This is a genomic window from Ensifer sp. D2-11 (assembly GCF_054161295.1).
The window spans coordinates 385,850-406,829 of the sequence record NZ_CP096434.1; the positions used below are offsets into that span (position 1 = coordinate 385,850).

Sequence of the window (20,980 nt, forward strand, 5' to 3'; positions counted from 1 at the left end):
CCTGGAGGCAGTTCATGAAAGAGGAGACGACCCGCGAAATTCTTCAATGCGCGGCGGAACACGCCGCGCGTTTCCGCGAGAAAATTACGGAGCTGCCGCAGCGGCCGGCGCTATCGTATCCCGCCGCCTTGGAGACCTTTCGTGAAACTCTGCCGGAACGGGGACGCGCCGGTAGCGAGGTGATCGGCGAGCTTGCCGCCAAGGCGGAGCCGGGACTTCACGCGATGACCGGGCCGCGCTTCTTCGGCTGGGTCATCGGCGGTTCGCATGCGGTCGGGGTTGCGGCCGATTGGATGACGAGCGCCTGGGGCCAGAACGCCGGCAACCACCACGCGGCGCCGGCCGCAGCCGCCGCCGAGGCGATCGCGGCCAGCTGGCTGCTCGATCTTCTCGACCTGCCGCGGGAGAGTTCCGTCGGTTTTGCGACCGGGGCGACGCTTGCCAATTTCATCTGCCTTGCCGCAGCGCGCGGAGAGGTGCTGCGGCAGGCCGGATGGGATGTCGAGGCGCAGGGCCTCTTCGGCGCGCCGCCGGTCGCGGTCCTGATCGGCGACGACGCGCATGCGACGGTCTTTTCGGCGCTGCAGTTTCTCGGCTTCGGGCACGACCGCGTCCTTCGCGTCCGGACCGACGACATGGGTCGCATCACCGAACCGGCTTTCGCCGAGGCAGCGGCGCAGGTCTCCGGTCCCTGCATTGCGATACTGCAGGCAGGACAGATCAATACCGGTGCCTTCGACGACTTCGCCGGCATCATGGCGATTGCCCGGGGTTTGGGCGCCTGGATTCATGTCGACGGCGCCTTCGGCCTCTGGGCGCGCGCCACTCCCGGAAAGCGCGGGCTCACCGACGGGATCGACGAAGCCCACTCCTGGGCGACCGATGGGCACAAATGGCTGCAGACGCCCTATGACTGCGGATATGCCATCATCCGCGATCAGGAAGCGCATCGCCGGGCGATGACGATCGCCGCGAGCTACCTGCCGCCGACCACCGAAGGTGAACGGGACCCGAGCCATTTCGTGCCCGAACTGTCGCGCCGAGCCCGCGGTTTTGCCACCTGGGCGATGATCAAGCATCTGGGACGCGAAGGCATTGCCGCCATGGTCGACCGGCACTGCCGCGTCGCCCGCGCCATCGCCGAGCGGCTGAGCGGCGAAGACGGCATAAACGTCCTGAACGAGGTAGCCCTCAATCAGGTCCTTGTGCGCTTCGGAGCGGCAATGCCGGGTGAGGAAGGCGACCGGCTGACCCAGGCGACGATCGCCCGGCTGCAGGCCGACGGCATCCTGTTCGCCGGCGGCGCCGTCTGGCGCGGCCGCAGGGTAATGCGGATGTCGGTCATCTCCTGGCTTACAGACGACCGCGCCGGCGAGGTAGCCGCCGGGGCGATCATCGCCGCCTGGCGCGCGGTTCGTGATGGCACTGAGGTGTAGCGCGCTTTTGCCGGCTCCGAAAGAAGGGCGGCGCGTATCGGAACCTCTCTAGGCCCTTGCGGTTAACAGGCGATGGAGCGGCTAGTTCGCAGCGAAGTCGCTGTGCCGCTTGAGGATCACCCGCCGCTGCAGCGCTCCTGACGTGCAACTCTAGGAGGAGATCACATGTCACCGATGAAATTTCCGGCCGTGACCGCTCTTGCAGCGCTCATGGCCTTCAGCACCGCAACCGCCGCGGCCGCCCAGGCACCCGCTCCCATTCCGCCCACAGGAGAAATGCCCGACCAGGACCCGGGCGTTCAGCCGGATGCTCAGGGCGGTATGCAAGAGGATCAGCCAGACATGATGCGCGAGGACATGGTACGCGGCGACGGGAAGCGCGGCGACCGGATGCGGCACCGCGACCGGATGCGGGGCATGATGATGCACCGGCAGACGATGCACCGCCAGATGATGAAGATCATGTTCGCCATCACCGATGCGGACAATGACGGCGCTCTTTCCTTCGAGGAGATCAGCACCATTCACAAGCGGGTTTTCGACAAGGTCGATATCAACCGCGACGGCAAGGTCACGCCGGAAGAGATACAGGGCTTCTTCCACGATTAGGAAGGCTCCGCTACGCTGGATGAAAGCAGTTTTCCTCCCCGGGACGGTTACGGCCGCCCCGGCCCGTCTCGTGGGGACCCTATGGCATCACTCCAGTTGAAGCGCGTCTACCAGGTGCCCGAGGCATCCGACGGGACGCGCATCCTCGTCGACCGGCTATGGCCGCGCGGCGTCGCCAAGGAAAAGGCCGGGATCGACCTCTGGCTCAAGGACATCGCGCCGAGCGACGCGCTGCGCAAGCGGTTTCATGGGAAGACGCAGGATTGGAATGCGTTCTGCGTCGCCTATGCGGATGAGCTCGAGAGCGGGGCGGCGCAGGCGGCGGTGGCGGAGTTGCGCGAACGGTTGAGAGAGGGGCCGCTGACGCTGCTTTATGCGGCGCGCGACGAGGCGCACAACAATGCGGTTGCGCTGAAGGAGTGGCTGGAGCGGCGAGGGGGATGGGCCTCTTAGATCACTATGATTTCAGGTCGGATCGGCCTAAAATAATAGAGGTAGTCGATTCTGATGAGCAGGGCGGCACGCGGGCGGAAAACCGCACGCAGTTCTCCTCGTCCCGCTCCGAAGACGTGGACAGTGACCACCCTTGTTCACGCAACATTCGGTCCGTGGTTGCCGGTAGCAACCGGGCATGCGGTAGCCGCATAGTAGCCATTCCTTGCATTCGCCGTGCCTGATACCGATCTATGCAATGAAAGCTTCGACCCGTACTCCAACAATAAACGTGGCATACGTCCGCCCGGCCGACCGGCCGCGCCTGCGTGGGCCGCCTTAACGACTAAAGGAGCCAGCAATGCGGGATTCTGCCAAGACCCTGAATGAGATGACGCCTCGCGAGCGCGCAAACCTGATGACCCTCGTCGCGGACGCACTTGAAGCCACCGCGGACGAGGCACAGGAAATCGGCGATGATCGGTTTGCAGCAAACTCGATCAGTCTCGCCAGAATTATCAGCGGTTGCGCCGAAGACGTCGCGACGATGGACTTGCCGGCCGCGGAACTTCTTTTGCAGCACGGTATCTCGCTGATCGCGCTGTTCCGGCGTGAAGCGCCGCCTGTTCTGCATTAAAGCGCTTCACTGTTTCGACGAACGGTGAAGCGCTCCAGGTCGTGTGGCCAAGCGGACCGGCTGACAATGTCAGTGCACGCGACAGCGTGCGGCTCGATCACGGAACTGTGCCCCGGCAGGCCCAGGCGACGTTCGCAAAGGAGCGCGGACCGTCTGGCCGGCCGGCCTCGTAGGCGTCGCGCACGGCGGCACCGGTGCGCGCCCGCTCCTCCGCATCGAGCGTTGCCACATATTTTCCGAGAGGCCCTTCGCCGGCGCCAATCGGCGCCCAGTAGTCGTCGAAGTTCCGGTAGTCCATGCGGATCATCAGCTCGGTTTCCGTAACGTTCGCGAGACCCTGCTCGACGAATGTCCGCTTCATTTCTCCCGGCTGCATCATCGGCTGGAAGCAGTAGCGGGCGCGAAGCTGGCGCCCGCCTTCGCTGAGCGCCGCCACCGTGTCGACCATCATGCGCATGCCGGGCATTCCGCCGAGATGGTCCCACACCGCCGCCGCGACGACGCCACCCGGACGCACCACGCGGCGCATCTCGGCCACGGCCTTGCCCGCTTCGGGTACGAAGTGGAGCACGAGAAGAGCGAAGGCGCGGTCGAAGGTCCGGTCTTCGAACGGCAGGGCGCAGGCATCCGCTTCCCTTATCTTTATGCGCGGATCGGTGTTGCGCCGGGTCGCCTCCTCCACGAAGACGGGCGAATAGTCGATCGCGGCGATCTCTTCGAGCCTGGCGGCCTCGGCGAGCTCGAAGGTGAGACTGCCGGTACCGCAGCCGACATCCAGAACGTTTTCGCCATCGGCGACGCCGGCAAAGTCGATGAATTTCGGCGCAAGCTTGCGGCTCCAGCGGCCCATGAGCTGCTCATAGCCGGCTGCATCATGCACGTTGAAGCTTGATGTCATCAGGGCCTCCCTCGCCGCGGGGGTAATCTAGACCCGTGGGGAGGGGTTGCCAAGGCGGCACGCATCACGCGCGTCGACAAATCGGCGCAGTGCGGGCCGTCATAAACTCCAGTAAATCCCGACAGGCATTAAATGATGACTTGCTCTCCCAGCTCGACCACCCGATTTGCGGGCAGATGGAAGTACTCGGTCGGATCAATCGCCGAGTCCGCCATGGCGATGAAGAGCTTGTCCTGCCACTGCGGCAATCCTGATTGAGAATCCGCTATAAGTTTGCGCCGGCCGAGATAAATGGACGTGGACATTATGTCGAACTTAAAGCCTTCCTTTCGACAGCGCGCCAGGGCTCTTGAGACATTCTGATCGTCCATGAAGCCGAATCTCAACTCCAACAGGCTGAACCGGTCAGACAGCTTTGTAATTGTGTAGCGCTCTTTTTCGGGTACGTACGGGATCCTGGCGGTCTTGATGGTCAGGATGACGTTATGTTTGTGCAGCACGTGATTGTGCTTGATGTTGTGCAACAAAACAGCCGGGGTCGTCTCGGGTGTCGCGGTCAGGAAGATCGCTGTTCCGGGCACGTCGACGGGAGCATGCTCGGACTTTCGTTCCACCATGGCTATGAACCGGCTAAGCGGAATGTCCTGGCGGGCAGTCTTCTCGCGCAGCAGTTTGATACCTTTCCGCCAGGTCCACATCATCGTGATCAAGGCGCCGGCAATGAGGATCGGCACGTAACCACCGTGGTGAACCTTGAACAGGTTGGCGCCAAGGAAGACCAGTTCAAGGCTGAGCAAGGGAAGCAGAGCCGCCGTAGCCGTCAACACGGCCCAGCCCCATTGGCGCCGGACGAACTCGAAGGCAAGGATTGTGTCGATCACCATCGCGCCGGTGATGGATACGCCGTATGCCGGAGCAAGGGATTCGGAACTGCCGAACACCAGCATGAGAGCGAGCACGCCAATCAGGAGGGTCGTGTTGACCAAAGGCAGATATATCTGACCCGTCTGGGTTTCCGAGGTGTAGCAGATCTCGAACCGCGGCAGGAAGCCGAGGTGAATCGCTTGCCGTATGAGCGAAAAGGCTCCGGTGATCACGGACTGGCTGGCGATGATCGTTGCTGCGGTGGCAAGAACCACCATCGGCAACAGGGCCCAGTTCGGGAACATCAGGAAAAACGGGTTCGAGATGGAATCGGGGTGGGATAACACCAGCGCGCCCTGTCCGAGGTAGTTCAACGCAAGGGCGGGGAACACGACCGTAAACCAAGCCGACTGGATGGGCAGCCGGCCGAAGTGGCCGAGATCCGCATAAAGCGCTTCAGCGCCGGTCACGGTAAGGAAGATGGCGCCGAGCACGATAAAGCCGACGAGGCCGGCATCCCATAAGAAGCCAACCGCATAGAGCGGGTTGAAGGCTGAAAGGATCGCCAAATCGTCGCCGATATGCGCAATGCCTGCAGCCGCCATGACGAGAAACCATATCAGGGTGATTGGACCGAAGAAAATCGAGACGGCCCCGGTCCCGCGTGACTGGACGGCAAAAAGCAGCAGGATTATCACGATGGAGATCGGGAGCACGTAGTCTTCAAGTGCCGGCGTCACGAGCTTCAATCCCTCGACGGCCGAGAGCACCGACAGAGCCGGCGTGATCATTGCGTCGCCAATGAATAGGGAGGCACCGAGAACGCCGGCAAAAAACATCATGACCGGATACCGGGTTCCCTTCTTCAGCAGCAGGGCCAGCAGGGACAGAGTGCCGCCCTCACCATCGTTATCGGCACGAAGCAGGAAGAGCACGTATTTAATGGTGACGATGGCTGTAAGCGTCCAGATCACCAACGATACCAGGCCGATAACGTCTTCTCGCCCGACGCCACCTGCCCCGAATGGGCGCAGCGCCTCCCGGAAGGCGTAAAGAGGACTGGTCCCGATATCGCCGTAGACTACGCCGATTGCTCCAATGGTAAGCGCCAGAAACTGCGGCAGATTGTTCGCTTGTGCCGGTGCGTGGTCGAGGGAGTCGGCCATGTATTCTCCCTTGCTGATGGGCGACCTGCTGACGGATATGAAGAGGCTTAATGCCGCCGAGAGTCCAGCAGCCGATTTAACTGAAACGCTTTGCTATTTGTTCCTGCTGATGCTGCTTTTCGATTTTCTAGAATGAAAGCAGATAAATTATACAACTACATGCACATTCCGTCCCTCTGTAAAACATGGATCACGGTCACGCCCTCGAAGAATTTGGGTCGGCCGAAACGAGTTAACAGCAGGAGATCCACGATGAGCATCACCGCCACCCCGACGCCCGGCAAGACGTTGCTGTCCCCGACCGATCATGCGCTCGTCCTCATCGACTACCAGTCGCAGATGGCGTTTGCGACCAAGTCCATCGCGCCGGAACTGCTCCGCAACAATGCGGCCCTCATTTCTCGCGCCGCGGCCGGCTTCGAGGTTCCCACCATCCTCACGACCGTCGCCGAAAAGAGCTTCTCGGGCCCGATGTTTTCGGAAGTCACGGATGCCTTTCCCGGCCAGCGGCTTCTTGACCGCACCTCGATGAACACCTGGGAGGATGCAGCCGTTATCGAGGAGGTGAACCGCATCGGCAAGGACCGGATCGTGTTCGCCGGTCTCTGGACGTCCGTTTGCATCGTTGGCCCAACGCTGTCAGCGCTCGACCAAGGCTTTGAGGTCTATGTTATCACCGATGCCTGCGGCGATGTTTCGCCCGAGGCCCATGAGCGTGCGGTGGAGCGCATGGTGCAGGCCGGCGCCCGTCCGGTGACCTCGGTGCAATATCTTCTCGAATTGCAGCGCGACTGGGCCCGGGCCGACACCTACGAGCTCACGACCGGCATCGCGAAGAAGTGGGGCGGTGCCTATGGCATCGGGATCACCTATGCCAAGACCATGTTCGGTGCCTCCGAGGGCGGTCACGGCTAGCAAAACCCGCCGCAACGCGGCGGCAGGCCAACCGTGGTCCTCGGAAAGTGCGCGCAGCCTTCCGGGGACACGCGGAGCCATCCCGGAATCGATCAAAACGCAGGGAAGGAGACGACCGCATGAAGATCTATCTGCTCTCGCTCGGCGCCGGCCTGCTGGTGGGCGTCGTCTACAGCCTGCTTGGCGTCCGCTCGCCGGCGCCGCCCGTTGTTGCGCTTGTCGGTTTGTTCGGCATGCTGCTCGGCGAGCAGATGCTGCCGATCGCCAAGCGTGCCTTCGCCGGACAAGAGGTGGCTTCCTTCGTCAAGACCGGGTGCGCCGAGCACGTGCTCGGACCGATGCCTCACAATCGGGAGAAAGACTCATGAGCTTCACCCGTCGTCAGACCATCGCCGGCGTCGCCGCTGCGGCGCTCTCCTCGCCATTCCGCGCCTATGCCAAGGAGAATCCCATGCCCAATAATGACCTGATCCTCGTCAACGCCAAGGTGACCACGCTCGATCGGCAAAACCCGTCCGCCGTAGCCATAGCGATCCGCAACGGGCATTTCCTGGCGGTCGGTTCCGAAGCCGAGGCGCGGGCCGCGGCACCCGATGCAACCATCATCGACGTGAAAGGCCGCCGCGTGATCCCGGGGTTGATCGACAGCCACACGCACGTCATCCGTGGTGGGTTGAACTACAATATGGAGTTGCGCTGGGATGGCGTGCCCAGCCTCGCTGAGGCGATGGCGATGCTCAAGGAACAGGTCGGCCGGACGCCTGCGCCGCAATGGGTGCGTGTCGTCGGAGGTTTCACCGAACACCAGTTCGTGGAGAAGCGCCTGCCGACCATCGACGAACTGAACGCAGCCGCGCCGGACACGCCGGTTTTCATCCTTCACCTCTACGATCGGGCGCTGTTGAATGCCGCGGCGCTGCGCGTTGTCGGTTATACGAAGGATACGCCCAATCCACCCGGCGGCGAGATCCTGCGCGATACGGCCGGCAATCCGACCGGCCTTCTGCTCGCCCAGCCGAACGCGACGATCCTCTATTCGACGCTCGCCAAGGGGCCGAAGCTGCCGCCCGAATACCAGCTCAACTCCACCCGCCACTTCATGCGCGAGATCAACGCGCTTGGCGTCACCAGCGTGATCGACGCCGGCGGGGGCTTCCAGAACTACCCCGATGACTATGAGATCGTCGAAAGGCTGCACCGCGACGGCCAGCTTACTGTCCGCATCAGCTACAATCTCTTCACGCAGAAGCCGAAGGAGGAACTCGCCGATTTCTCCTCCTGGGTGAAGCAGGTCTCACCGGGTAAGGGAGACGACAGTTACCGGCATAACGGTGCCGGCGAGATGCTGGTTTACTCGGCGGCCGACTTCGAGGATTTCCGCGTCGAGCGGCCGGAGATGCCCCCGAATATGGAGGCTGACCTCGAACCGGTCATCCGCCTGCTGGCGGAGAATCGCTGGCCTTGGAGGCTCCATGCCACCTATGACGAGACGATCGGCCGCGCGCTCGATGTCTTCGAGAAGGTGAATCGCGACATCCCGTTCTCAGGCATCAACTGGTTCTTCGATCATGCCGAGACGATCAGCGACCGCAATATCGACCGTATCGCCGCGCTTGGCGGCGGCATCGCCGTGCAACATCGCATGGCCTATCAGGGCGAGTATTTCGTCGAACGCTATGGCGCGAAGGCGGCCGAGCGCACCCCGCCGATCCGGCGCATGATGCAGGCGGGGATTCCCGTCGGCGCCGGAACCGACGCGACGCGCGTGGCGAGCTACAATCCCTGGGTCTCGCTCTCCTGGCTGGTGACGTCGAAGACCGTCGGCGGTCTGCGTCTTTATCCGCAAGCCAATCGCCTCGACCGCGAGACCGCGCTTCGGCTCTGGACCGAGGCCAACACCTGGTTCTCCGGCGAGCAAGGCAAGAAAGGTCAGATAAAGGTGGGGCAACTCGCCGATCTGGCTGTGCTCTCCGACGACTATTTCGCTGTGCCGGATGACGACATCGTGCATCTGCGGTCAGTGCTCACCCTTCTTGGCGGCGAGGTTGTGCATGGGGACGGCGATTACACCCCGCTTGCCCCGGAGCTTCCCCAACCGATGCCCGACTGGTCGCCGGTCGGCACCTTCGGCGGCTACCATAAGACGCCGGAGGCGCGCGCCAAGTTGTCGCTGCGCTGCGGATGCGCCAACGGCTGTGCCGTGCATGGCCACGACCACGCCGCTGCGCTCGGTGCCAGTGTTCCCACGGCCGACTCCAGAACGTTCTGGGGTGCGTTTGGCTGCGGCTGTTGGGCGGTGTGACGGTGAAAGGGCCATGCGCTCCTCGAACATCTCGGTTGATCGGGGAGCTCATATCGATTGCTATCTCCAACCCTCGGACGGAGCTCACATGACCGCACACCAATCTGCCGCGGCGAGTAAGGCCGGCCCGCTGAGCTTCGCGGTTTTCCGGGCGCTTTGGATCGCAACCATCGTCTCCAACATTGGCACCTGGATGCACGATGTCGGCGCCGGCTGGCTGATGACCTCGCTGTCGCCGAGTCCTCTGCTGGTCGCGCTCGTGCAGGCAGCGACCACCTTGCCGATGTTTCTGCTCGCGCTGCCGGCCGGCGCACTCGCCGATACTGTCGACCGGCGTCGCATGCTGCTGGCGAGCCAGACGCTCGGTCTGGTTGCCGCGGCAGTGCTGGCCGCGCTGACCTGGCAGGACCTGACGACGCCCTATGTGTTGCTGGCCGCTACATTGGTGCTAGGAATATCCGCCGCCCTTACCGCGCCGGTCTTCCAGGCGATTGTACCGGAACTGGTCGATCAGCCCACACTGCCGGATGCGGTCGCACTCAACAGCCTGGGCATCAATATCGCCCGCGCGATCGGCCCGGCGCTCGGTGGTGTGATCGTTGCCGTGGCCGGGACTCCCGCTGTCTTTGCGCTGAATGCTCTATCGGTCATTGCGGTGCTCGTCGTGCTCGTCAGATGGAAGCGTCCGGCCGACTCCCACGTCTTGCCGCCGGAGCACTTCATCGGCGCGCTGAAGGCCGGATATCGCTATGCCCGGCATGCGCCGGCACTTCGTCTGGTGCTCGTCCGCGCCGTCGGCTTCTTCGTCTTCAGCAGCGCGCTGTGGGCCATGCTGCCGCTGGTCGCACGGCGCGGACTGGGGCTCGACGCAACCGGATATGGCGCGCTGCTCGGCTGCATGGGTGCCGGAGCGGTCGTCGGGGCATTGCTGCTCAAGACGCTGCGCCGGCATATTCCTGCCAATACGCTCTCCATCGGCGCGACGCTGCTCTTTGCTCTCGCCACCCTGTTGCTCGCGATCACGTCGAACGCCTGGGCAGCGGGCGCCGTCATGGCGGTTGCCGGCCTTGCATGGATCGCCATGCTGACATCTCTGAACGTCGCCGCGCAGATGGCCTCGCCCGGCTGGGTGAAGGCGCGAGCGCTTGCTGTCTATCTTCTCGTCTTCCAGGGAGCCATGACGGGCGGCAGCGTCCTGTGGGGCTCGGTCGCCGCACGGACCGATGTCACCACGGCGCTCACCATCGCGGCAATCGGCCAGGCGGCGGCACTCGTTCTCGCGGCGGTCTGGCGTCTTCCCAGGGATGCAGGCGCCGATCTGGCGCCCTCGCACCACTGGGCTGATCCCGTGGTCTCGGTTCAGCCCGGCGGCGATCGCGGACCGGTTCTGGTCGAGATCGAGTATCGGATCGCACCCGAGCGGATGGCCGAGTTTGTCGCAGCCCTGCGTCGCTTCCGATCGGTACGGCAACGTGACGGAGCGATCCGCTGGGATGTGTGGGAAGACGTTGCCGAACCCGGGCGGGTTGTGGAGAGCTTCGTGGTCGAAAGCTGGCTGGAGCATCAGCGCCAGCACGCCCGCGTCACCCATGCCGATCAGATCCACCAGCAGACGCTCAACGCCTTCCATATCGGTGCCCGCCCGCCGGCCGTGCGTCATCTGCTAAGGCCGTTGTAATCGTCGCCCGAGACAAAAGGGTAGGGCGCAAGCCTGCTAGCTAAATGTCGGAAAGTCCCGCTTCCTCGATATCAGCGGCTCCGAGCATCACGAACTGGTTCAGCAGCCACCCCGCGGCCGGGCCTGGAGGGGTATCCCGGCGCCAGATGCCGCCGAACCGGTAGATGCCTCCCCTGTGATCCGGCATGGAAAGCCGGAGCAATGCGCCACTTGCCAGGTCGGGTTGTATGAGTGGGAGAGGCATGTTTCCCCAGCCGATTCCCTCGCGCAACAGCGCGTGCTTCACGCCAAGATCCGCAAGCCGCCATGTACGCGGGCTGTGCACGAAAAAATCCTGGCCTGCGGTGAAAGGGGAACGGTCCGTCAGCACAAGCTGGACATGATCGCGGGCATCGCCTGGCGCTATCCGCTCCATGCGCCCGAGCGGGTGATGGGGTGCCGCCACCGGGACCATTGATACGGAGCCCGCCGCGATGCACTCCACGCCTCGAACACCGGTCGCCAAGGGACCGGAGATTCCGATCATGGCCTTGTGGTCCAGTACCGCCGCGGTCACCGCTCCGAGCGCCTCGACATGCAGTCGCAGCGATACTGTCGGAAAGGCTTCGGCGAAGGCTCGCAGCACCTTGCCCAGCCGCTCCGTCGGCAGCATGACGTCGACGGCCATATCCACTTCTGCTTCCAGGCCGTCGTGCAGCGCCTTGACCTTGGCGCGCAGGCCCTCGATGCCTTCGGCGAGCCCACGCGCTTCGGCGAGCACGGCGCGCCCGGCGGCCGTGAGTTGCGGTTTGCGCGTGCCCTTTCGCTCGAACAGTTCGAGGCCCAGCTGCGCTTCGAGATTGGCCACACCGTAGGTTATGACCGAGACGGCGCGGTTGAGCCTGCGCGCGGCCCCGGCAAAGCTTCCGCTATCGACCACCGCCAGAAAGACGCGGAGCTGCTCGAAGGTCGGAGTTCCTGGATTCGACACTTTCCAACTTTCTGGAACAACACGAAGAAAACCATTCAATTATACTGACCATATCGGCAAGGCCATACTTCCGATAGCCGCCGCGCGGAAGCCCGCGGCAGAGGGAGAAAACCGCGGCACAGGGCGCAGGCCAATCTGGCCGACGACCTGGCGATGTTGGATGAACGATGTTGCCCTCCCCGGGTACCTGGATAGTCCGGCGACGCAGGCCGCTCGCCTTTCCCCCTTAAGACTTCTTGCCCCCGGGTTTCTTTTTCTCGAGGCTTCCCTTGAGCGCCGCCATGAGGTCGATGACGTTCCCGGCGTGGACCGGCTCTCCCTCCTTGCCTTTCGGCTTGGCTACCTTCTTCGCAGACTTCCGCTTGCTTTCTATGATTTCGAGCAGCTTTTCCTGAACGGGATCGCCGACCATGTTGGGATTCCACGGTTTGTTGCGCTCTTCGATCAGCGAGGTGACGAGGTTCATCAGTTTCGGATCGTTATCCGCATCGCCGATATCGGCGAAATAGATCTCCGGCTTGCGCACTTCGTCGCCATAGCGAAGGGTCCAGACGACGATGCCTTTGCCGCACGGTTCCAGCATCACGGCGCGTTCGCGGCGGCCGATCACGAGCCGGGAAATGCCGGCGACCTTCTCGGCTACCATGGCGTCGCGGATCACGCTGAATGCTTCGTGGCCGACCTCGTCCGACGGCGTAAGGTAGTGAGGCTTCTCCAGCCAGATCCATTCGATCGTATCGCGCGGAACGAATTTCTCGATGTCGATCGTCCTCGCACTTTCGAGAGCGACACTCTCCAGCTCCTCGTCCTCGATCACGAGGAAATCGTTTTCACCGCGCTCGTAACCTTTCACCTCGTCGTCTTCGTCGACCTCCTTGCCGGTCACCGCATCGACATACCTGGACACGACGCGGTTGTTGGACTTGCGGTTGAGCGTGTGGAAGCGGACCTTCTCGGACTCGCTGGTCGCCGGCATCATCGAGACGGGGCAGGTGACGAGCGAGAGCTTCAGGTAGCCTTTCCAATATGGGCGTGGGGGCGCCATCGTTCACCTCCCTAGCTGGCGCGGCGACGTTGAGCCGGGGCGCTCTTTGCGGCCGTCTTCGCCTTGGTCTTTGCCGCGCTTTCCTTGCCCGCGCGCTTCTTCGATGCCGCCGGCGGCTTCTTCATCCCGGCGCTCTGGCGGAGCGCCTCGAGCAGATCGTTGGCCTTCGAAACCTTCGGCGGTGCGCGTTTCGGCAGCGACTTGCCTTCGAGCTTGGCCTTGATCAGATCGGCGAGCGCGGCCTCGTAGCGATCGTCGAATTCTTCGGCCGAGAAAGTGCCCTTCTTCATGCCGATGATGTGCTTGGCGAGATCGAGCATCTCGCCCTCGATCTTGATGTCCGGAATCTCCTTGAAGGCCTCCTTGGCGCTCCGGACCTCGTAGTCGAAGTTCAGGGTCGTAGCGATCAGTCCCTTGTCATGCGGTCGAAGCAGCACGGTGCGCATGCGCCGGAAGAGGACCGTTTGGGCGATTGCGGCGACCTTCTTCTTGCGCATGCCTTCCCGAAGCAAGGCAAAGGCATCCGTGCCCATCTTGTCCGGTGTCAGATAATAGGGCTTGTCGAAATAGACCTTGTCGACGTCGTCGCAGGGAATGAATGCCTGGACCCGCAAGGTCTTGTCGCTCTCCGGAACGGCTGAGGCGACTTCCTCCGGCTCGAGCACCACGTATCGCTCGTCGCCGATCTCGTAGCCCTTGACCTGATCTTCCTTTTCCACCGGCTTGCCGGAGACGCTGTCAATGAACTCGCGCCGCACCCGGTTTCCGGTCTCACGGTTGACCGTGTGGAAGGCGATCCGGTCGGAGGTCGACGTCGCGGTATACAGCGCCACCGGCGCAGTCACTTCACCAAATCGGAGATAGCCCTTCCATTGGGCTCGTGCCGAGACTGCCATGGCTAACTCCCTGCATATCCAGGGGAGTCAACCGAATCGCATTCCGCTTTGTTCCGGTACGGGGCAAATCTCTTGGAAGAATTGCGGAGCGAAGCAGAATGGGGATGACGAGGCTCGACAAACGATCGGCTCACAAAGCGTCGTTCAGGAATCTCGTCATCCCCGCTCAGATCAGCCCGCGTCTCTTGGCACCGGCGTGTTGAGCAGTTGCTGCTCCCACAGGAAGGCGATGCCGCTGCCGGCGGCATGCTGCACGAGCACCTCGGAAAGCTCGGCGGCATGCTCTGTCCGGGCCCAGTCGCGCTGCCATTCCGCAGCCACCGCCAGCCAGGTCATCATGTTCGCGCCAGCCATGATCATGCGCTGGATGGCGACCTCGTGGGCCTCGACCGAAGTGCCGCCGGACGCATCGGTGACAACCGTCACGTCCCAACCTTCGCCGAGCGCCTGGATCGCCGGCATCGCAACGCAGATCTCGGTCCACAGGCCCGCGATGATGAGCTGCTTGCGGCCGGTGGCCTTTACCGCGTCCACGACCTTCTCATCCTGCCAGGTGTTGATGAACGTCCGATCGATCACCTCTTGGCCGGGAAACACGTCAGTGATCTGGGGGAAGATGCGGCCGCCCCGATCAGCGATCACGCTCGTCAGAATCGTGGGCACGCCGAAGGCCTTGGCGGCCTTCGCCAGAGCGGCCGCATTGTTGACCACCATTTGCGGCTCGTGGCTGTTCACGTTTGTGAGCTGATAGGGCTGGTGGTCGATCAGAACGAGGACCGAGTCTTCAGGACGAAGAAGCGAATCAAGTCCGTTACGAGGGGTCATCAAGACGTCCTTTCTCTGCCACTATGGACGGCAGCGGGTTTCACGGGAGACATGCGCCAGCGGATGACGTTGCCTGGACGCAATTTGCTGTTCCTTTCGGTGATGCGATAGTGCCATGGTCAGGCAAGCTGTGTCGCGAAATGAGGAACGCCGGAATGGATATCGAAGATCTACAGACATTCGTCGCAGTGGCCGATGCCGGTGGCGTATCGGCCGCCGCGCGCCGGCTCGGCGTCTCCAAATCGATCGTCAGTCGGCGGCTCTTCCGGATTGAAGCGGAGCTTGGCGTTCAGCTTCTTGCACGAACGACCCGTGGCGCCGCGCTCACAGAAGCGGGGATCACGTTCAGAGACCATGCCGCCCGAGCCAGCGCCGAGATCGATGCGGCCAGGGAAACGATCCTCCCCGCCGGTGATTTGCGCGGCCGCCTGAGAGTTGCCACGCCGCTTTCTTTCGGCCCGACCCACTTCGCCCCCGTGCTTGCGGAAATGGCGCAACAACACCCGCAGCTGCACATCCATACCTCCTACAGCGATCGCTTCGTCGATCTCATCTCCGAAGGCTTCGATTGCGCAATCCGGGTTGGTTACCTTCAGGACTCCAACCTGATCGCGAAGCGCATCGGGCCGATCTATGGAAAGCTTGTCGCAAGCCCGGCCTATATCGAAGCGCACGGTTCGCCTGAAACGCTGGAGCAACTGGCCAACCATCAAGCACTCATGCAGGGAACGGAAACCTGGCAGTTCATGGATGGCGGCAGGATTGTCACGGTTCAGCCGCAGGGCAGGTTCAAGGCCGACAACGCCACGGCGCTTGCCGCTGCCGCGGCGGCAGGACTCGGGATCGCCTGGCTCCCCGATTGCATCACACACGAATATGTGGCCTCCGGCGCGCTCGTTCCGGTCATGAGACGCTATCCCCCACCTTCGGCAGGCGCCTATGTCGTCCGACCGCCGGGTCAGCACCCCGCTCGGAAAGTCCGGGTCCTCGTAGAAATGCTGATCGAGTCCTTCGCACGAAATCCGGACGTTTGGGGTCTCGACCGTTAGAACACGGACGGGGCGAAGCCTTATTGAGATTCGGGCTACCCGCCGCGGCTTGTTTGATCCCTCATCCCTGTGCTTGTTGTTTAGCCCGGGGACATAACTGACGGGTGTTCGGGGAGATGGCTGACACGTCATGCTGGCATGGATTTGGCTTCGAAGGGGGTATTCCATGCCGTGGCGAGAGGTATCGACGATGGGAGAGCGGCGGGAGTTTGTGCGACTTGCGCTTGAGGAGGGTGTGAACCGGCGGGAATTGTGCCGGCGGTTCGGGATCAGCCCGGATACCGGTTATAAATGGCTGGCGCGGTGGGAAGCCGGCGACCGGGAGTTGGCGGATCGCTCACGGCGCCCGCATATAAGTCCGATGCGTTGCAACGAAGCGGTAGAGACCGAGGTGCTTGGGGTGCGCGATGCGCATCGGGCATGGGGGGCGCGCAAAATTGTGGGCTATCTGGAACGGCAGGGAACCCACCCGCCGGCGGTTTCGACCGTTCATGCCATCCTCAAGCGCCATGATCGGATCGTAGCACCGCCGGGCGGCGCGCCGGCGTTGCAGCGCTTCGAGAAGGAGGCGCCGAACCAGCTCTGGCAAATGGATTTCAAGGGCTGGGTGCAATTGGCCGACGCCACGCTCTGCCACCCGTTAACGGTGATCGATGACCATTCCCGCTTCGTGCCTTGTCTCATGGCCTGCGCCGATCAGCGAGGCGCGACCGTACGCGGCCATCTGGAGCGGACATTCCGGCGCTACGGGCTGCCGGACGCCATGTTCGTGGATAATGGCGCGCCATGGGGCGATCCGTCAGGCGAGGGCTGGACCGGCCTCGGCGTATGGCTTCTGAAGCTCGGCGTCGCCCTACTGCACAGTCGCCCCTACCATCCGCAGAGCCGTGGCAAGAATGAACGCTTCCATCGCACACTCAAGGCCGAGGTGTTCGCCTTTGACCGTTTCAGGGATCTTGCTGCCGTTCAGCGCGCCTTCGATGCCTGGCGCGAGCTTTACAATTTCGAGCGCCCGCATGGGGCACTCGATCATGACGTGCCGGCCAGCCGCTACCACCCCAGTCCGCGCGCCATGCCGGATCGCCTGCCCGAGCCCGTCTATGACGAGGGCGAGATCGTGCGCAAGGTTTCCGCCACCAAAGCCTATGTCAGCTTCAAAGGCCGGCTATGGAAAGTTCCCAAAGCTTTCTGCGGAGAACGCCTCGCCATCCGCCCGCTCGACCGCGACGGCCACTATGGCGCTTTCTTCGGTGCCCATCACATCGCAACAATCAACTTGACCAACAAGCAATCCGTCAGTGATGTATCCGAACAGGTGTCCGCCATGTCCCCGGGCTAAACACTTGTCACAGGGATCCAGCCAGACCAAGTCCTTGGGCTGAAAGAACTCTTCCCGCACGCAGACGCGGCGCTGCTGGATCTCTGTGACAAGCACAGAGATGAGATTCCATGAGGTGGTCGGATAGCGCCGCGGCAATGCTTTTTGGCTGGCAATTTCAGCCGTTTCGCATGAGCGATAGAATAGTTTGCTATCACTCACATATTATCGGCGTTATGAGTTATAGATAGTGTGGCGGCAAGGTTGAACTGTCCGCCGTTGGGCAGAGTTGAAATGTCACTTTGTGCTTCGACGCGGCACGACAATCAGCCCCGATCTGATCGGCTGATCCGGGTTGCAAGGGAAGATCGGGGCGGGTGAAGGGCACCCCTTCGGCTTTAGATCCCATGAGGAGTGAACAGCGGCCGACGCTCTGGCAGAGTGAGGCTGCATCAAGCACTCGCTCAGGAGGAGCAGTTTATGGAACCTGCATCCATTCATCCAACCGCTGTCCGCACTGATCTTGGCGCAATTTTTGTGTCATTGGAACTGAGCCGATCGACCTGGTTGGTCACTTCGTTGTCGCCGGGCAGCGGCGAGAAGATGTCGAAGCATGTAGTGGACGGTGGCAATGTCGCCGAGCTGCTGGATCGGTTTGAGCAGCTACAACAGAAGGCGCGGTTGCGAACAGGAAAGTCATTTCCGATCGTGACAATCCAAGAGGCAGGGTTGGACGGCTTCTGGATACATCGCGTGCTGGAGGCTAACGGGATCGAGAGTTACGTTGTTGACGCAGCTTCGATCGCTACCTCCCGTCGACGTCGGCGTGCGAAGACCGACAAGATCGATGGAGAGGCTCTAACGCGCGCACTGCTCGCGTTCAAGCGCGGCGAGCCACGTGTATGTGCGATGGTCAGAGCGCCAGATCCGGAGGACGAAGATCGGCGTCGGATTTGCCGGGAACGCAAAGTGTTGATTGCTGAACGGGTCAGACATGTCAATCGCGTCAAGGGTCTACTCTTCGCGCAAGGCGTCAGCGGCTATCAACCGCTCCGTAAGGATCGCCGTAAGCGGCTGGAGGAGCTCCAGACCGGAGACGGGCGCGAGCTACCGAGACACCTCAAGGCTCAAGTAGATCGCGAACTCGACCGGCTCGAGTTGCTGCTAGAACAGATTGCTACAGTGGAGAACGAGCGCAATTCTCTCCTCTCGACACACGAGCAGCCAGCGGTTGAGGCAACCACGCCCGCAGCGATGCTGCTTTCCTTGAAGGGTGTTGATTCTTTGGACCGAAGCACTGTGCCGACATTTTGATAATCGGCGGCAGATTGCTGCCTATGCAGGTTTGACACCGACCCCATGGATGAGCGGGACGATTGACCACGAACAAGGTGTCTCAAAAGCAGGGAATCCCCGGCTGCGCACCACGATGATTCAATTGTCTTGGCTGTGGCTACGCAATCAGCCAGCGTCAGCGCTCAGTCGTTGGTTTGTGGATCGGGTCCAGTCGACTGGTGGACGTTTAAAGAAAGCCGCGATAGTTGCCCTGGCGCGCAAGCTCCTTATCGCGCTGTGGAAGTTTGTCACTGCGGGTTTTGTCATCGAAGGGGCTGTTATGAAGACCGCCTGACGACCAAAAAATGGCCGAACACGCAAATCTTCCAGGACTGATCACTCCTGGCGGATCCAGGTGAGCGAACCGCCTCAAAGTCGGGCTTCAAATGCCGCGCTTTAGATTGGTCCCGTTCTCCTGAGCCTTGCCGCTACGCAAGCGGGATAGTGGTGCTGCCGGACAAAACGGCGACCGTACGTGAGTTTGAACCGGCGACGGAAACGTGCCGCGTCAAGCAAGGTGGCTCAGACCATGGGTTCGATACGAAATTGAAAGAGGCACGCTATGAAACCGTGATTGATCTTGACGGCGAAATCCTCATGTGAGCTTTGAGCCTATGAATGCAGCCGATTATTCCGCCGCATCAAGGCGGGAAAGCGCCTGCCGCCGCCGAGCAATGAGGGAGCTGATGGTCACGAGGCTTCGATCACGAAGTGCGAGGTCGGGGCGGAGCCAGACGTCATGGAAAAGCGGGTCGGTTGTGAACTGCGCCAGGCCGGGCGCCAGGCAATAAGTAATACTTAGTTTATTTCTTGCTTAATTAGACTTTAGTAGCATAGTCTGTCCTCCTTCGCTTTGGGAGGAGCAAGATGGTAGAACGTCTGGAAGCCGACAAAATTTCTAAGCAAACGTCTACTAAGGTGTGGAATATTCACGTTTTTTGCCAGCGGCAGCGCTTGCCTCAAGAGGAGGAGAAGCGCTTGACCAGCCTTTTTGGCGATTTCGCTGAGGCTTCGGAGTTGCTTCACAATGTCAAACGCGCGCCGAGATGGCGGTATTAAAGAGTTGGAGCAGTCCCGGCGATCCTCGCGAGGTTGAACGTCCGCAGTTCGGCGGCACCCGAATAGAGAAAGGCCGCTCGATGGCGGCCTTTAATAGCTTTCAACGAGATACGTGATACCGCACCACGGGGCACAGGTGGCGCAACTTTTTTGTTGTCGTTTAACCCGCGCGTTTGTTTCCTGTTTTGTTTCGGGAGGGTTCCCAGGCATTTTCCGACGCCTGGGAATGTTGGTTTCTAAACCGCAGAGCTAGTTGGCCAGCGACAGAATAGCCTCCGATCGGGGGGAATCACTCGGTTACCAACTTGCGCACAGGTAATATCAGCCGTGGCATCACATAGATTTTGTGCGACACCAGCCACCATCTTGTCTGATCTTTTGATAAAGGCGATGATTTCTCTTTCCATAATCGGACGATGCAGCCGTTGAAGTCAGCCGGTCGATGAAGAAATACCCGGAGAACCGAATTGTTCTCCGGGTTGAGCAGTCGGCCACGAGGAAGGTTGTGCCCAGTCCTATTTAAGCCCGATCACTTCGAGGACGGCACTCTCTAGGAGTTTTATGGGAATCTCGTCTAGTGCGCCTAGTTTCTTCCCCAAATTGGCCTTTGGGATCGTCACGATCTTATCCGACATTGCGTAGCAGCGTTCGGTAAGTCCGTTGGCCTCTGTCGGATCAATTTCGATGCGGAACCAAGGAGCATCGACCCATGTCGTTGTCGTCGGAACTACCACTACGCTATCGAAGGGGATTTCATCGTTTTGAATGATGATTGCCGGTCTAGGCTTGCCCGTGTATGCGCCCTTAGCCGCCATTGTGTAGATCGAGCCGCGCTTAATCGTCATCTGAGATTCCCACGCTATGGGCTTCGATCCAGCGCATTACGTCTTCTTCGTCTTCGCGGTTCGCCCTGATGTTCGCGGCCTGCCTCTCTAGTTCCTTCTTGCGGGCCTTGCGAATGTATTGCAGCGCAGCCTCACGCATCGCCTCACTCGGGGTTTGGTGATTTTGCTCTGCCGCTCTCAGGAATTGCTCCCGCACATCGGGATCGACCCGCGTGCTTGGCAATGTGCTGAAACTCATTTTCGACATTTTGTAACACCTCCCTGCGTTACAGAATATATTACGCTGGCGACGGGTTGTCGCAAGGCCGGAGAGCAAAAAACGTGCTACAGGGATCCACTCATAGAGGCTAATAGATCGCCAAGGACGACAACGTGCGTCGGACACCGCAATCGCCTATTCGCCATGATCCGGGAGTTAATTCCGCCTAGCGTTTTGGACTGTGCTAAGCGTAGTGCCACTCTTTGCGGGGTCAAAGAAACCGGCAAGCACTTGTTTTTGCTTAAGATTTTTGGCGCACCCGACAGGATTCGAACCTGTGACCTTTGGAATCGGAATCCAACACTCTATCCAGCTGAGCTACGGGTGCATCCGTTTGGCGGCAGGGCCGCCGAAGCAGGCTGTGAGCGGTTCTTAGCCTAGCTTGCGCGCCGCTTCAATGGTGATTGACGGAGTTTGCAGCGGAAATTTGCGTTTGGCGGCT

At 61.4% G+C, this 20,980-nt stretch carries 21 protein-coding genes, 1 tRNA gene and 2 pseudogenes; 14 read left to right on the plus strand and 10 right to left on the minus strand.

The features are described 5' to 3' along the window. Positions 1-14: 14 nt before the first annotated feature. From M1D34_RS19045 to M1D34_RS19060, 4 genes are all read left to right on the plus strand, one after another. Complete coding sequence (locus tag M1D34_RS19045) at positions 15-1,436, plus strand: pyridoxal phosphate-dependent decarboxylase family protein (RefSeq protein ID WP_498783667.1); 1,422 nt, start codon at positions 15-17, stop codon at positions 1,434-1,436. Positions 1,437-1,601: 165 nt separating this feature from the next. Further along, positions 1,602-2,045, plus strand: coding sequence for a calcium-binding protein (locus M1D34_RS19050; RefSeq protein ID WP_498783669.1), 444 nt, complete (start codon positions 1,602-1,604; stop codon positions 2,043-2,045). A gap of 81 nt (positions 2,046-2,126) precedes the next feature. Then, positions 2,127-2,498, plus strand: a complete 372-nt coding sequence (locus tag M1D34_RS19055; protein WP_498783671.1) for a DUF488 domain-containing protein — start codon at positions 2,127-2,129, stop codon at positions 2,496-2,498. A gap of 340 nt (positions 2,499-2,838) precedes the next feature. Then, complete coding sequence (locus M1D34_RS19060) at positions 2,839-3,114, plus strand: hypothetical protein (RefSeq protein WP_013850457.1); 276 nt, start codon at positions 2,839-2,841, stop codon at positions 3,112-3,114. Between the two features lie 97 nt (positions 3,115-3,211). Here the strand turns inward: M1D34_RS19060 and M1D34_RS19065 are convergent, their stop codons facing one another. Both M1D34_RS19065 and M1D34_RS19070 read right to left on the minus strand, forming a co-directional pair. Beyond that, the gene (locus M1D34_RS19065; protein WP_498783673.1) at positions 3,212-4,012 is read right to left on the minus strand and encodes a class I SAM-dependent methyltransferase; all 801 of its coding nucleotides are present in this window, start codon (positions 4,010-4,012) and stop codon (positions 3,212-3,214) included. Positions 4,013-4,140: 128 nt separating this feature from the next. Further along, positions 4,141-6,042 (minus strand): potassium transporter Kup, encoded by a 1,902-nt coding sequence (locus M1D34_RS19070; RefSeq protein ID WP_498783675.1) that lies wholly within the window; start codon positions 6,040-6,042, stop codon positions 4,141-4,143. On the opposite strand from M1D34_RS19070, the gene M1D34_RS19075 reads away from it, so the two are divergent. The 5 genes from M1D34_RS19075 to M1D34_RS19095 all read left to right on the plus strand — a co-directional run bounded on the left by M1D34_RS19075 (position 6,041) and on the right by M1D34_RS19095 (position 10,937). Then, the gene (locus tag M1D34_RS19075) at positions 6,041-6,178 is read left to right on the plus strand and encodes a hypothetical protein (protein ID WP_498783677.1); all 138 of its coding nucleotides are present in this window, start codon (positions 6,041-6,043) and stop codon (positions 6,176-6,178) included. The genes M1D34_RS19070 and M1D34_RS19075 overlap by 2 nt on opposite strands. A gap of 122 nt (positions 6,179-6,300) precedes the next feature. Further along, positions 6,301-6,957: a hydrolase gene (locus M1D34_RS19080; protein ID WP_498784303.1), complete on the plus strand. Its 657-nt coding sequence runs from the start codon at positions 6,301-6,303 to the stop codon at positions 6,955-6,957. A gap of 119 nt (positions 6,958-7,076) precedes the next feature. After that, positions 7,077-7,325: a XapX domain-containing protein gene (locus M1D34_RS19085; protein ID WP_498783679.1), complete on the plus strand. Its 249-nt coding sequence runs from the start codon at positions 7,077-7,079 to the stop codon at positions 7,323-7,325. Then, positions 7,322-9,259 carry an amidohydrolase gene (locus M1D34_RS19090; RefSeq protein WP_498783681.1) on the plus strand — a complete coding sequence of 646 codons (1,938 nt, stop codon included), beginning with the start codon at positions 7,322-7,324 and terminating at the stop codon, positions 9,257-9,259. The genes M1D34_RS19085 and M1D34_RS19090 overlap by 4 nt, the downstream gene beginning before the upstream one ends. Before the next feature lie 88 nt (positions 9,260-9,347). Beyond that, positions 9,348-10,937, plus strand: a complete 1,590-nt coding sequence (locus M1D34_RS19095; protein ID WP_498783683.1) for an MFS transporter — start codon at positions 9,348-9,350, stop codon at positions 10,935-10,937. Positions 10,938-10,977: 40 nt separating this feature from the next. On the opposite strand, the gene M1D34_RS19100 is transcribed toward M1D34_RS19095, so the two are convergent. The 4 genes from M1D34_RS19100 to M1D34_RS19115 form a co-directional block, all read right to left on the minus strand. Next, positions 10,978-11,907 carry a LysR family transcriptional regulator gene (locus M1D34_RS19100; RefSeq protein WP_498783685.1) on the minus strand — a complete coding sequence of 310 codons (930 nt, stop codon included), beginning with the start codon at positions 11,905-11,907 and terminating at the stop codon, positions 10,978-10,980. A gap of 226 nt (positions 11,908-12,133) precedes the next feature. Continuing rightward, on the minus strand, positions 12,134-12,952 hold the full coding sequence (gene ku, locus M1D34_RS19105) for a non-homologous end joining protein Ku (protein WP_498783687.1): 819 nt from the start codon (positions 12,950-12,952) through the stop codon (positions 12,134-12,136). 11 nt (positions 12,953-12,963) lie between these two features. Further along, a complete protein-coding gene (gene ku / locus M1D34_RS19110; protein ID WP_498783689.1) occupies positions 12,964-13,848 on the minus strand; it encodes a non-homologous end joining protein Ku in 885 nt (294 codons plus the stop codon). A gap of 171 nt (positions 13,849-14,019) precedes the next feature. Next, complete coding sequence (locus tag M1D34_RS19115; protein WP_498783691.1) at positions 14,020-14,673, minus strand: hydrolase; 654 nt, start codon at positions 14,671-14,673, stop codon at positions 14,020-14,022. A gap of 155 nt (positions 14,674-14,828) precedes the next feature. On the opposite strand from M1D34_RS19115, the gene M1D34_RS19120 reads away from it, so the two are divergent. The 4 genes and pseudogenes from M1D34_RS19120 (at position 14,829) to M1D34_RS19135 (ending at position 18,978) form a co-directional block, all read left to right on the plus strand. Further along, positions 14,829-15,722 carry a LysR family transcriptional regulator gene (locus M1D34_RS19120; RefSeq protein WP_498783692.1) on the plus strand — a complete coding sequence of 298 codons (894 nt, stop codon included), beginning with the start codon at positions 14,829-14,831 and terminating at the stop codon, positions 15,720-15,722. Between the two features lie 166 nt (positions 15,723-15,888). Further along, on the plus strand, positions 15,889-17,061 hold the full coding sequence (locus tag M1D34_RS19125) for an IS481-like element ISRm20 family transposase (protein ID WP_318861125.1): 1,173 nt from the start codon (positions 15,889-15,891) through the stop codon (positions 17,059-17,061). A gap of 459 nt (positions 17,062-17,520) precedes the next feature. After that, positions 17,521-18,670, plus strand: a pseudogene (locus tag M1D34_RS19130) (IS110 family RNA-guided transposase). 152 nt (positions 18,671-18,822) lie between these two features. Further along, positions 18,823-18,978, plus strand: coding sequence for a hypothetical protein (locus M1D34_RS19135; RefSeq protein ID WP_498783694.1), 156 nt, complete (start codon positions 18,823-18,825; stop codon positions 18,976-18,978). Positions 18,979-19,030: 52 nt separating this feature from the next. Here M1D34_RS19135 and M1D34_RS19140 read toward each other — a convergent pair. Then, a pseudogene (locus M1D34_RS19140) lies at positions 19,031-19,156 on the minus strand (carboxymuconolactone decarboxylase family protein); the annotation flags it as partial. A gap of 86 nt (positions 19,157-19,242) precedes the next feature. On the opposite strand from M1D34_RS19140, the gene M1D34_RS19145 reads away from it, so the two are divergent. Then, positions 19,243-19,434 carry a hypothetical protein gene (locus M1D34_RS19145; protein WP_498783696.1) on the plus strand — a complete coding sequence of 64 codons (192 nt, stop codon included), beginning with the start codon at positions 19,243-19,245 and terminating at the stop codon, positions 19,432-19,434. 515 nt (positions 19,435-19,949) lie between these two features. On the opposite strand, the gene M1D34_RS19150 is transcribed toward M1D34_RS19145, so the two are convergent. The 3 genes from M1D34_RS19150 to M1D34_RS19160 all read right to left on the minus strand — a co-directional run bounded on the left by M1D34_RS19150 (position 19,950) and on the right by M1D34_RS19160 (position 20,866). Next, positions 19,950-20,279 carry a type II toxin-antitoxin system PemK/MazF family toxin gene (locus tag M1D34_RS19150; RefSeq protein ID WP_498783698.1) on the minus strand — a complete coding sequence of 110 codons (330 nt, stop codon included), beginning with the start codon at positions 20,277-20,279 and terminating at the stop codon, positions 19,950-19,952. After that, on the minus strand, positions 20,269-20,526 hold the full coding sequence (locus M1D34_RS19155; RefSeq protein ID WP_498783700.1) for a hypothetical protein: 258 nt from the start codon (positions 20,524-20,526) through the stop codon (positions 20,269-20,271). The genes M1D34_RS19150 and M1D34_RS19155 overlap by 11 nt, the downstream gene beginning before the upstream one ends. 263 nt (positions 20,527-20,789) lie before the next feature. Further along, positions 20,790-20,866, minus strand: a tRNA-Arg gene (locus M1D34_RS19160). Between the last annotated feature and the right edge of the window lie 114 nt (positions 20,867-20,980).

Bases quoted from the DNA above. Each gene is read 5' to 3' on its own strand.
- M1D34_RS19045 (WP_498783667.1), top strand. From the start codon at position 15: ATGAAAGAGGAGACGACCCGCGAAATTCTTCAATGCGCGGCGGAACAC.
- M1D34_RS19050 (WP_498783669.1), top strand. From the start codon at position 1,602: ATGTCACCGATGAAATTTCCGGCCGTGACCGCTCTTGCAGCGCTCATG.
- M1D34_RS19055 (WP_498783671.1), top strand. From the start codon at position 2,127: ATGGCATCACTCCAGTTGAAGCGCGTCTACCAGGTGCCCGAGGCATCC.
- M1D34_RS19060 (WP_013850457.1), top strand. From the start codon at position 2,839: ATGCGGGATTCTGCCAAGACCCTGAATGAGATGACGCCTCGCGAGCGC.
- M1D34_RS19065 (WP_498783673.1), bottom strand. From the start codon at position 4,012: ATGACATCAAGCTTCAACGTGCATGATGCAGCCGGCTATGAGCAGCTC.
- M1D34_RS19075 (WP_498783677.1), top strand. From the start codon at position 6,041: ATGTATTCTCCCTTGCTGATGGGCGACCTGCTGACGGATATGAAGAGG.
- M1D34_RS19070 (WP_498783675.1), bottom strand. From the start codon at position 6,042: ATGGCCGACTCCCTCGACCACGCACCGGCACAAGCGAACAATCTGCCG.
- M1D34_RS19085 (WP_498783679.1), top strand. From the start codon at position 7,077: ATGAAGATCTATCTGCTCTCGCTCGGCGCCGGCCTGCTGGTGGGCGTC.
- M1D34_RS19090 (WP_498783681.1), top strand. From the start codon at position 7,322: ATGAGCTTCACCCGTCGTCAGACCATCGCCGGCGTCGCCGCTGCGGCG.
- M1D34_RS19095 (WP_498783683.1), top strand. From the start codon at position 9,348: ATGACCGCACACCAATCTGCCGCGGCGAGTAAGGCCGGCCCGCTGAGC.
- ku (WP_498783687.1), bottom strand. From the start codon at position 12,952: ATGGCGCCCCCACGCCCATATTGGAAAGGCTACCTGAAGCTCTCGCTC.
- ku (WP_498783689.1), bottom strand. From the start codon at position 13,848: ATGGCAGTCTCGGCACGAGCCCAATGGAAGGGCTATCTCCGATTTGGT.
- M1D34_RS19115 (WP_498783691.1), bottom strand. From the start codon at position 14,673: ATGACCCCTCGTAACGGACTTGATTCGCTTCTTCGTCCTGAAGACTCG.
- M1D34_RS19120 (WP_498783692.1), top strand. From the start codon at position 14,829: ATGGATATCGAAGATCTACAGACATTCGTCGCAGTGGCCGATGCCGGT.
- M1D34_RS19125 (WP_318861125.1), top strand. From the start codon at position 15,889: ATGCCGTGGCGAGAGGTATCGACGATGGGAGAGCGGCGGGAGTTTGTG.
- M1D34_RS19145 (WP_498783696.1), top strand. From the start codon at position 19,243: ATGGTAGAACGTCTGGAAGCCGACAAAATTTCTAAGCAAACGTCTACT.
- M1D34_RS19150 (WP_498783698.1), bottom strand. From the start codon at position 20,279: ATGACGATTAAGCGCGGCTCGATCTACACAATGGCGGCTAAGGGCGCA.
- M1D34_RS19155 (WP_498783700.1), bottom strand. From the start codon at position 20,526: ATGTCGAAAATGAGTTTCAGCACATTGCCAAGCACGCGGGTCGATCCC.